We start from the raw sequence: 9479 nt of genomic DNA on the forward strand, positions 1-9479 counted from the left end.
TTCCTCGAAATCAATGGCCGGCGATCATCATTAACTGCTCGACGATCGGTCCCAACGCCAATGAAGGCACATAGGTCAGCGCGCCGACCAGCACGAGCGTGCCGAGCAGCAACACGACGAACAACGGACCGTGCGTGGGCAACGTGCCCGGCGTCGTGGCAATGCGCTTCTTGCTTGCGAGCGAGCCCGCGACCGCCAGCACCGGCACGATCGTGCCGAAGCGGCCAAACCACATCGCAATCGCCAACAACACGTTGTAGAACGGCGTATTGACCGACAGCCCGCCGAACGCGCTGCCATTGTTGTTGGCTGCCGAGCTGAACGCATACAGCACTTCGGAGAAGCCGTGCGGCCCGGGATTGGCGATACCGGCCACGCCCAACGGCGAAAGCACCCCGATCGACGTGCCCACCAGCACCAGGAACGGCGTGAGCAGCACCACAAGCGCCACCATCTTGATTTCAAACGATTCAATCTTCTTACCGACGTACTCCGGCGTGCGCCCGATCATCAATCCCGCGACGAACACGGCGAGCAACGCGAACACGAGCATGCCGTAGAGCCCGGAGCCGACGCCACCGAAGATCACTTCGCCCAGTTGCATCAGCAGCAGCGGCACAAAGCCACCCAGCGGCGTGAGCGAATCGTGCGTGTTATCCACCGCGCCGCACGATGCTGCCGTGGTCGCCACCGTGAAGATGCCGGACTGCGCGATGCCCAAGCGCACTTCCTTACCTTCGGCGTTGCCGCCCGCTTGTAGCGCCGACGCCTGCTGGTCCACGTGCAGCGACGCAAACAGCGGATTGCCGGATTGTTCCGCGGAAATTTCCGCAAAGCATGCCACCGCAAATGCGATCGTCATCGCCGCGAGCACCGCATAGCCCTGCCGGCGGTCGCCCACCATGCGCCCGAAGACGACGCACAATCCGGCCGGGATAATTAAAATCGACAGGATTTGCACGAAGTTGGACAGCGGCGTTGGGTTCTCGAACGGGTGGGCCGAGTTTGCGTTGAAGAAGCCACCGCCGTTGGTGCCCAGCATCTTGATCGCTTCCTGCGATGCGACCGGCCCCATGGCCAAGGTCTGCTTGTCCACCTTCGCATCCTGCATCACCACATTGCCGTGCGCGTCCTTGACCGGATTGCCTTGCGCGTCGGTCCTGGGCACCGGATAAGTCGTTACCTGCAGCGTCGATACCTGCTGGTACGGCTTCAGGTTCTGCAGCACGCCTTGGCTCACCAGCACCAACGACACGACGATCGCCAGTGGCGCGAGAATGTAAAGCGTAACGCGCGTCAAATCGACCCAGAAATTGCCGATGGTGCGCGCGGTATGGCGTGCAAACCCACGGATCAGCGCGACCACCACCGCGATGCCGGTGGCCGCGGACAAGAAGTTCTGCACGGCCAGGCCCGCCAACTGGGTCAGGTAGCTGACCGACGACTCCGGTGAGTAGTTTTGCCAATTGGTATTGGTCACGAAACTGACCGCCGTGTTGAACGCGGCATCGGGCGGCATCGCGCCGAGTCCCTGCGGATTGGCCGGCAGCCATTGCTGCAGTCGCAGCAGGCCATACACCACGACGGCCCCCAGCGCGTTGAACAGCAGCACCGCGAGCGCATAGTGCTTCCACGACATCTCGGCCTGCGGATCAACGCCCGCGACTCGATACAGCCCGTGTTCCAGCGGGCGGCCCAGCTTGCGCACGAGCACCGACGAGCCATCCAACACCCCGCACATATAGCGGCCAAGTGGCAGCGCTAGCGCGATCAGCACGATGATGAACAGCACCGCCTGCAACAACGAATGGGCGTTCATTCCAAATCCTCCGCGCGCAGCAGTGCATACACGAGGTACACCAGCACCAGCAGCGTCGCGATGCCGGCCAGCCATGTCATCCACGCCATCATGAGCGGCCTCCAGGTGTGCGGCGCAGCTTGTCGCAGCCGGTCGCCAGCGCCATGCACAGCCCCAGGAACAGGACGATGCCGGCGAGGTAGATGAGGTCCATTGTTATGTTCTCCATTAATGCGCCAAGGCATCTAATAGGCTATCCGCAGTGCCATAAATCGCACGGCAAGAATGACCCGCGCGGCGTAAAAAGCGCGTAAACGCCGTCCTCCCCCTCGCCCCGGGCGACGACGCACAGGGTCTCATTGGCCGCTGCGCGCGAGGGGGCCGCACTCATCCGAATTCAAGTCAAGGCCAAGTAAGTGGACATTCCGATCACAGCGAATAGGCGCCTCGCCCGGCTGGCACTCGGTGTGCTGGGCATGGCCAAGCTGGCCACGCTGTATGCGTGCCCCCGCAAAGCTTGTTTCGGGTTCGACGGGTGTTTCAACGGGACCGGTATGCAAGCCGTCCCTCGTCCGGCCGGCGGCGACCGGCCAACCGCTCGCTGGCGCAATGATCACCGTCGAATGCACCCAGGATTCGGGCTCCACCGTGCCGGACAACCACGGAGACTACAGCGCAGCGCTCAATGCGATCCCGCCCTGTGTTCTCACGTTGACCTCCGACAGCATGACGTTGCATTCACTTGCCTTTGCCGGCGGCACTTTCCTTTCAACATCAATTCGTATATTGAATTGATTTGCTACTAACGAGGTTTACAAATCGAATACGGTACTATCACCCATTCGTCATCAACTGACCGGGCCGATTTGCCCCGAGCCTGTTTCATCGTTGCCATGCCATTGCGCCGCTTTGTCCCAATTTTAATTAGCAGTTTGTTATTGTGCGGCTGCATCGCGCAGACGCCTCCGCCCCCGTCCGTCCATCCGAACGCGCTCTTGGAAGGTATCCAGCGGTATGAGCAAGTCAATGCTAGGATCGCCAACGAACGCCTACTGATCGATGTGCGTGTGACGCGCGGCGACTATACGGCTGCGGCGGGCGCCGACTTGAAGCGCCGGCTCGACGACGTGCAACGGGACGCTGCCCGCATCGCCAGCCAGCACGACGGCGGCCTGGACGCCGACACGCAGCGCGCACTGAACGAGCGGCTCACTGCGATTTCCGGGGCGATAGCGCGCTAAGCCGCCGTGGCGCAGCCGCCGCCCCCTCCCGACAACCCGCCCACCCCAGCAAGGCAAGGCGATGGGAGCAGCCACTACCGATGACAGCAGCCGCTAAGATGACAACTGTTGAGCCGGCGCCCAGGGGCGCCGGCCGCTTAGCCAATCCCTCCAGGCACGCGGTTTGCGAGACTGTTGGTTGTTGTTTTATGGAGCCACGACCAATATGTCAAACAAGGAACACATTTCGCGTGACAAGAAAGAGGAAGCAATCGATAAGTCGGTCGAGGACACCTTTCCTGCCAGCGATCCGCCCGCGACAGGCGGCGTGACGAAAATCGTGCCCGACGAGCAACCGTCGCACGGCAGCCAGGACGATAAGGAGAATCCGCCTGCGCAGCCTTCGGGCAAAAACTAACCGCTTTCCTGGACCACTACGCCGCAATGTCGGCGTGGTGGCCGCACCGGTCGTCACGCCGACGTGAAACACTTACACGCCATTCACGCGGGGCAAGCGCCACCGTCTTGTGTATCAGTGATGTCGCGTCTGCGACACGCCCTCCAGCGTATTGGCCACCTCGTCATGCGACGCGCCGACACTACGCGTGGCGACATCTCCGAGCGACAGCACGCCCACCAGTTCCTTCTGACGATTGATCACCGGCATGCGACGCAGTTGCGCGTCGGCCATGCGCTTTTGCACAGCATCCAAATCGTCATCTTCCATACACCATTCGACCTGCGGCGTACAGACCTCACTCACCGGACTGTCAAGTTCCTTACCGGCCGCCAGCGCGCGCACCGCAAGATCGCGGTCCGTAACCATGCCGGTCAGCTTGCGGCTTTCGCATACCGGCAGCACGCCGATATCGTACTGGTCCATCAACTCGGCGGCATGTCGAATCGTATCGGACGGGCTGATATGGACGACGTCCCGAGACATGATTTCCTGAACGCGATGCATGGACAACCTCCGTGAATATGAGTGAACGATTGCCTTTAGCGTCGAGCAACGGACGTGCCGCATGCTCGCATACGCGGCCCCACTATCACGTCGCCGTTACGCGACTGCTTTTTACAATCCACAGGCAAAAATGCATGGCGTGTACACGGCATCTGGAGCACGGCGACCCGGGACCGCAGGCACGCATCGTGCAAGAGGGTTGCCAGGAGTTTCGTTATGACCGAGCGCATGATGACCACGCGCAAACCGACGACGCAGGAACACGGAAAGATCGAAATCGAACCGCACCAGCAGCCGCAAGGCCTGGACGATTGCCGGCGCTGTGCGCTGTGGCACGACGCGTCGCAGCCGGTGCCGGGCGAGGGACCCGCTCATGCACCAATCATGATGGTCGGCGAACAACCCGGCGACCAGGAAGATCGACAAGGCCGGCCATTTGTCGGTCCGGCTGGCGTACTACTGGACGACGCGTTGCGCGAGGCCGGCGTTGCCCGCGACGATGTCTATGTGACGAATGCCGTCAAGCACTTTAAATGGGAACCGCGCGGTAAGCGGCGCATGCACAAAACGCCCGCACAGCGCGAAATTGAAGCGTGCCACTACTGGCTCGACCGTGAATTCGATACGGTCGCCCCCGCGGTGGTCGTCGCTCTTGGCGCGACAGCGCTCAAAGCCGTGCTGCAAGATCGGACCGTGACACTGCAGCGTTCGTTGGGCCAAACGATTGAGTACGGCGGGCACTTTGTCATCCCAACTTACCACCCATCGTTTGCCCTACGGGCGCCCGATGAGCCGACGCGACAGCGCGCCTATGCGCAAATCGTCGACGCGCTGCGGCGGGCAGGGAAGCTGGCACAGCAGCTCGAGCAGCAGGGCTAGCCGCCACGCCACTGAGCCCGGGATGGCCCCCGTATCACCGCCGGAGGATCAGCGATCGGCTTTTTAGCCATTAGCTGGATTGCCCCCATACATCCGGACACGATCTTACACTAAGGTTGATAAAGTGGTCCTGCGTCGTAACTGTATCGCTCGAGCCAATTGCTCGACTTGCGCACGATCCTGCTTGTTGGCCAGCGTCACATGCAGTGCTAGCAATTGCCCCAGCATGTTGACTGGCAGATGTATCTTGAAACCCTTGCGGCGCTTCGCGCTATCGTAGCCGGCGCGCGCACCGGACTGCGGCGTGGACTGTAAGATGCGGCTATCCAGGATTATGGCGCTAGGCTGCGCCTTGCGCCCATCGCATATGCGCAGCATTTCCCATAAGTCGTGCACGATCGCCTCGAAACCCCCCCGCGCGCATCCAGCGCTGCGTCTGTTGGCAGACCGCTTCCCAGGGGGCAAATCGTTCGCAGCCTACGCCACGGCGCGCCACTCCTGACCAGCCAGCGCAGCATATTGAAAACTTCACAAAGCTTTTAACAACGTTGTTTGCTGCACTACGCACGAGGATAAACTCCTTTTCATGTGCATGGCTTACCAACGAGGTAAAGTCGCTGTAGAGCCAAATCGCGTACCATCCAAACATTTTTCTTTCGCAAAACTGCCAAAATCAACATAGAAAAGCATTTGAGCAGCACGCCACCGATACAGGAAGGTAGCAGTGGTCGAAAAAGAGGTAATAATTATGTTGTCCATATCTATGCAATTAATTCTTTGGAAAATCTCGTTCACCTGTGCTCCACGTTCTCCCGCTCTTGACTTAAGCGCGAAGTGCAGAAAAAATCATGTTGGACTAAACTAGCATAGTGCTCTATTTTTATAAGCGGACATCCGGACACACAGCGCTTTTCTTGATCTACGTCACGTCAATTTTTTAAAATTACAGCCATGATGTCGAATATTGGATAAGCCGTGGGAAGACTCGCTGCTTCTGCACTGCATAACAGAAGTGCATGTGCACCAACCCTGGCCAGCTGCAACGACCGGCTGAATATTTCGGATAGCCGCTGGTCAGAATAACGTACTGCTCGAGATGGAAGGCTTATCTAGCTGCACCAAACAGTGCACAGCGTCGTGTGTGTCCTAACAAAGTTCTGGGAGCTGCCAGGAAGACCATCGGCAGAGTAGCTAAGCGATCTTGAAATGGTGTACAAGTGCATTTATTATTTAACTCTATTGTGTGAGTGAAACGAACATGGGAACGAGATACGAGCAGGACGTGGTTGCGTGGGCAAACGAGCAGGCCGCCCTGCTACGCTCCGGCAAGTTGTCGGCCATCGATGTCGAGCATATTGCCGAGGAGATCGAGGACGTGGGTAAGAGCGAGCAACGCGAGTTGGCGAGCCGGATGTCGGTACTGCTGGCTCATCTGCTAAAGTGGCAATTTCAGCCTTCGCGCCGCAGCAAGAGTTGGCAGTTCACGATCCGCACGCAGCGTAAGGAAGTCGCCTATGTACTGAACGAGGCCCCGAGCCTTTGCGGTAAGTTCAGCGATGCCGCGTGGCTCGATATCGTCTGGTCAAAGGCCCGCAGCCTTGCAAGCAACGAAACTGGGCTAGATCTCGATGTGTTTCCGGCAGGGCTGCTGTGGTCGGTCGATGACGTGCTATCGCAAGAGTTTTATCCTGAATAACGGAAAAATCGCCTGGAGTTGCCCCCCCCTTAGTCCCGGACACTGCCTCAAACTCAAATTAATGAATCGATCCTGCGTCGGAACTTGCATGGCAAGCAATATTTCAACGCGCTATGAGGATACTTTTCGTTGTAGTGCTCGACTGCAATGGCGAGATGACGCGCAGCCTGGCCACGTCGGTTTGAGCATGAAAGCCACGTAGGCGCGCTTCATCGTCTTCACCCCGCGCGCCTGGCGCAATACGCCCCAGACTTGCCGATAGCCGTAGCTCGATAGCTCGGCGATGATCAGCCGAATCTCTCCGACCAGGCCAGCATCGCCCGTTGCCCAACTCGTGCGCCTGTCTCGCCAATCGGTCGGCCGTGCCAGCGTTGCCGCCACGTTCGAGCACGCTACACCGGAACCTCGCAGAGCTGCTTCACTGCTCGTCCAGCGGCAACGAGACAAGCACGCCATCTATTTTTTGCTCAACCGTACTGCACGACTTCGCACAGGATTTTCACTCCCATCGTTTTGTGCCCAGCAGCCGTTGAAATGACTTAATCAGTTTCAGCGCCTCCAGTTCTAATGCCGACACGGATGTCCTCAGCCGCGCTGGCTGCCGTCCTAATGCTACTTACATCAATGAAATCGCTGATTCAGATTCACGCCGCGTTGACGCGCCGCCATTGAGACGGTCTTGCCCACATCAAAACTCTCCCGCACCACTGCCAGCTTCTTTTACGCTGACCGCCGCCGGCGCCCCGCCCCACCCCGCCAGCACTTCCATCACTTCTCGCTTGTTACTAATCAGAAACACAGTCGTATGCTTACCGATATTTTAAATGGCAAACTGTGTCCGGAGATTCATGAGGTTGTTCAATAACCCTCATTTCCCAAGATTCAATCACAAAGACACGGAACAACGCAACGCAGATTTTTAGGCGTTCCCGAGCCAATGGTAGAAACTGTTCAAACAACTTACCGATCGACACGCCACTGGCACCGGAACACAATAATTGCTCTACCATGGAAGCGTCAACGTGCCGCGTGACGTTGGAAGGTAAATTGCTCATACCGCATTTATAAAAGCTTTTCCTTTAAATTTATCTCAAACCACAAAATCAAAATTTCAAATCACAAGGGTAGCATCATGCATTGAATTCTCCATCAGATAATTTTATTTACCAACACGCTTACCCCCATTGTTTATACACAAATTTTATACAACATGGCTATCAGTCGCCCCCCAAAGACTGAGCCATTTCATTTCGAATAAACATAGCAATATTTTCTAGATACGGCGTAAGCGATTCATCTTTTTCAAAAAACGGCAAAAAAGACCGTACTGAATTATAAAGCATAGCAGTATGAGTTCCTAATTTATCAGCACCACGAATATCAGCTGCTTGACACGCACACAGAAGTTCGAAGCTTATAACATAAACAGTATTATTAAATATCTCCTGTGCACGCCGAGCGGCCACAAGACCAAGTGATACAATATCTTGGAAGTCAGCTGTTGAGGGCAATGAGTGAATGGAAACTGGCACACATAAAGACCGGTTTTCCGAGGCAAGTGAAGCACTCATGAACTGGCCTCCCATCAATCCAAGCCGAATTCCTTGTTCGTTCGCACAAAGAAATGGTGGCAATCCATTGCTATTATTTTTATCCATAAATCTATCGATACGCCGATCCGACAAGTTACTCAGCGTAACCAATGCGATAGATAAATGGTCCATCGCCATCGAAATATACTGCCCATGAAAATGCCCATTATGGTACACATCACCATGCTTCGGAATAACCAAAGGATTATCATTGCTAGAATTTAACTCATTTTCCACTACGCACTTAACATAATCAACAGCATCCCTAATCGGTCCAATTATTTGCGGAGTACAACGCAAAGAATATGCATCTTCGATTTGATCGGCAACACTATCTATCACATTATCGAAAAGTTGCGAACGAAGATTTTTTGATACATCATCCTCACTACTTATCATATTACTGTCTGCAAGCGCATTATAGATATTTGCTGCGGACGCTTGCTGACCTCGATGCGGTTTTTCTTCATGCACCAACGGCGAAAACACCTTACGTTTTCCCTTCAACGTTTCTAAAGCTAAAGCCGTTATTGATTCATACGACTTAATTAATTTCTCCACATCACTTACCATTAGACACGCCAACCCAGTCATGGCTGAAGTTCCATTTATCAACGCCAAACCTTCTTTATAACTAAGTCTGAGTGGTTCAATATTAGTCTTGCGTAGCGCATCCGATGCGCTCATGATTTCCCCTCGATACCTAACCTTCCATTTTCCAGTTAGTGCCAATGCAATAGCAGCAAGTGGACCCAAGTCTCCACTGGTACCAAGAGACCCCTTCTGAGGTATGCAAGGGCAGATCCCTTTATTAAAAATTTCTACAAATTTTTGAATGTTCTCTAGCGAAATTGCAGATACCCCTCGCGCAAGCGAGTTGATACGCGTCAACATCGTCGCTCGAACCACAGAATCATCAAAGTATGGACCAACGTTTGTTGCGACTGCTGCAATGAGGTTTTCTTGCGTTTGCGTGGCATACTTTTCTGGGATAAGGTATTTAACAAACCCACCCATACTTGTATTTACACCATAAATTACCTTTCCTTGCAAAAGAAGATCGTCAAGCAACTTTCGTGACGCAACAATAGACTCGCATGCCTTTTGCCCAAGGCGAACATGAATATCAAAATCATATGCTACCCTGGCAATATCACTCGCCCTTATACGCTCACCTGTAATTTCTAGCATGTTATTCATAAAAACCCCTTTCAAAAGTATAGGTTACTAAGCATTTTCAATACACCAAACATTCATGCTCAGATACAACCACACTGCAGATCGCACCCAATTAATCGAAACAGCATAAATTAATTCAAAATTTATGTGC

At 55.2% G+C, this 9479-nt stretch carries 11 protein-coding genes and 2 pseudogenes; 5 read left to right on the forward strand and 8 right to left on the reverse strand.

What is annotated here, in order from left to right:
* Positions 1-10 precede the first annotated feature (10 nt).
* Genes kdpA through RBRH_RS19870 form a run of 3 tightly spaced genes read right to left on the reverse strand, consistent with a single transcriptional unit; the run spans position 11 to position 2012 of the window.
* Entirely contained in the window at positions 11-1819 is a 1809-nt protein-coding gene (kdpA, locus tag RBRH_RS14585; protein WP_013428888.1) for a potassium-transporting ATPase subunit KdpA, read from the reverse strand.
* A complete protein-coding gene (locus RBRH_RS18120; protein ID WP_083813550.1) occupies positions 1816-1911 on the reverse strand; it encodes a potassium-transporting ATPase subunit F in 96 nt (31 codons plus the stop codon). The genes kdpA and RBRH_RS18120 overlap by 4 nt, the downstream gene beginning before the upstream one ends.
* Positions 1908-2012, reverse strand: coding sequence for a potassium ABC transporter ATPase (locus RBRH_RS19870; RefSeq protein WP_191287747.1), 105 nt, complete (start codon positions 2010-2012; stop codon positions 1908-1910). Before RBRH_RS19870 ends, RBRH_RS18120 begins: the two co-directional genes overlap by 4 nt.
* Before the next feature lie 395 nt (positions 2013-2407).
* Here RBRH_RS19870 and RBRH_RS19430 point away from each other — a divergent pair, with 395 nt between their 5' ends.
* The 3 genes from RBRH_RS19430 to RBRH_RS14605 all read left to right on the forward strand — a co-directional run bounded on the left by RBRH_RS19430 (position 2408) and on the right by RBRH_RS14605 (position 3436).
* The gene (locus RBRH_RS19430; RefSeq protein WP_157864569.1) at positions 2408-2593 is read left to right on the forward strand and encodes a hypothetical protein; all 186 of its coding nucleotides are present in this window, start codon (positions 2408-2410) and stop codon (positions 2591-2593) included.
* A gap of 200 nt (positions 2594-2793) precedes the next feature.
* Positions 2794-3039 carry a hypothetical protein gene (locus RBRH_RS14600; RefSeq protein ID WP_157864570.1) on the forward strand — a complete coding sequence of 82 codons (246 nt, stop codon included), beginning with the start codon at positions 2794-2796 and terminating at the stop codon, positions 3037-3039.
* 205 nt (positions 3040-3244) lie between these two features.
* Positions 3245-3436, forward strand: a complete 192-nt coding sequence (locus RBRH_RS14605) for a hypothetical protein (RefSeq protein WP_041755054.1) — start codon at positions 3245-3247, stop codon at positions 3434-3436.
* A gap of 114 nt (positions 3437-3550) precedes the next feature.
* Here the strand turns inward: RBRH_RS14605 and RBRH_RS14610 are convergent, their stop codons facing one another.
* The gene (locus tag RBRH_RS14610) at positions 3551-3982 is read right to left on the reverse strand and encodes a CBS domain-containing protein (RefSeq protein WP_041754887.1); all 432 of its coding nucleotides are present in this window, start codon (positions 3980-3982) and stop codon (positions 3551-3553) included.
* Between the two features lie 216 nt (positions 3983-4198).
* Here RBRH_RS14610 and RBRH_RS14615 point away from each other — a divergent pair, with 216 nt between their 5' ends.
* Positions 4199-4861 carry a UdgX family uracil-DNA binding protein gene (locus RBRH_RS14615; RefSeq protein ID WP_083813551.1) on the forward strand — a complete coding sequence of 221 codons (663 nt, stop codon included), beginning with the start codon at positions 4199-4201 and terminating at the stop codon, positions 4859-4861.
* 141 nt (positions 4862-5002) lie between these two features.
* Here RBRH_RS14615 and RBRH_RS20700 read toward each other — a convergent pair.
* A pseudogene (locus RBRH_RS20700) lies at positions 5003-5397 on the reverse strand (transposase); the annotation flags it as partial.
* Between the two features lie 61 nt (positions 5398-5458).
* Positions 5459-5656 (reverse strand): hypothetical protein, encoded by a 198-nt coding sequence (locus tag RBRH_RS19435; protein ID WP_157864572.1) that lies wholly within the window; start codon positions 5654-5656, stop codon positions 5459-5461.
* A 463-nt stretch (positions 5657-6119) separates the two neighbouring features.
* On the opposite strand from RBRH_RS19435, the gene RBRH_RS14625 reads away from it, so the two are divergent.
* Entirely contained in the window at positions 6120-6557 is a 438-nt protein-coding gene (locus RBRH_RS14625; RefSeq protein WP_041754888.1) for a DUF29 domain-containing protein, read from the forward strand.
* A 53-nt stretch (positions 6558-6610) separates the two neighbouring features.
* Here RBRH_RS14625 and RBRH_RS18125 read toward each other — a convergent pair.
* A pseudogene (locus RBRH_RS18125) lies at positions 6611-7271 on the reverse strand (hypothetical protein).
* 503 nt (positions 7272-7774) lie between these two features.
* Positions 7775-9349: a phenylalanine aminomutase (D-beta-phenylalanine forming) gene (locus RBRH_RS18135; RefSeq protein ID WP_013428900.1), complete on the reverse strand. Its 1575-nt coding sequence runs from the start codon at positions 9347-9349 to the stop codon at positions 7775-7777.
* Between the last annotated feature and the right edge of the window lie 130 nt (positions 9350-9479).

The sequence above is a fragment of the Mycetohabitans rhizoxinica HKI 454 genome, assembly GCF_000198775.1.
GTDB classification, from domain to species: Bacteria; Pseudomonadota; Gammaproteobacteria; order Burkholderiales; family Burkholderiaceae; genus Mycetohabitans; species Mycetohabitans rhizoxinica.

Bases quoted from the DNA above. Each gene is read 5' to 3' on its own strand.
- RBRH_RS19430 (WP_157864569.1), top strand. From the start codon at position 2,408: ATGATCACCGTCGAATGCACCCAGGATTCGGGCTCCACCGTGCCGGAC.
- RBRH_RS18120 (WP_083813550.1), bottom strand. From the start codon at position 1,911: ATGATGGCGTGGATGACATGGCTGGCCGGCATCGCGACGCTGCTGGTG.
- kdpA (WP_013428888.1), bottom strand. From the start codon at position 1,819: ATGAACGCCCATTCGTTGTTGCAGGCGGTGCTGTTCATCATCGTGCTG.
- RBRH_RS18135 (WP_013428900.1), bottom strand. From the start codon at position 9,349: ATGAATAACATGCTAGAAATTACAGGTGAGCGTATAAGGGCGAGTGAT.
- RBRH_RS14605 (WP_041755054.1), top strand. From the start codon at position 3,245: ATGTCAAACAAGGAACACATTTCGCGTGACAAGAAAGAGGAAGCAATC.
- RBRH_RS14625 (WP_041754888.1), top strand. From the start codon at position 6,120: ATGGGAACGAGATACGAGCAGGACGTGGTTGCGTGGGCAAACGAGCAG.
- RBRH_RS14615 (WP_083813551.1), top strand. From the start codon at position 4,199: ATGACCGAGCGCATGATGACCACGCGCAAACCGACGACGCAGGAACAC.
- RBRH_RS19870 (WP_191287747.1), bottom strand. From the start codon at position 2,012: ATGGACCTCATCTACCTCGCCGGCATCGTCCTGTTCCTGGGGCTGTGC.
- RBRH_RS14610 (WP_041754887.1), bottom strand. From the start codon at position 3,982: ATGCATCGCGTTCAGGAAATCATGTCTCGGGACGTCGTCCATATCAGC.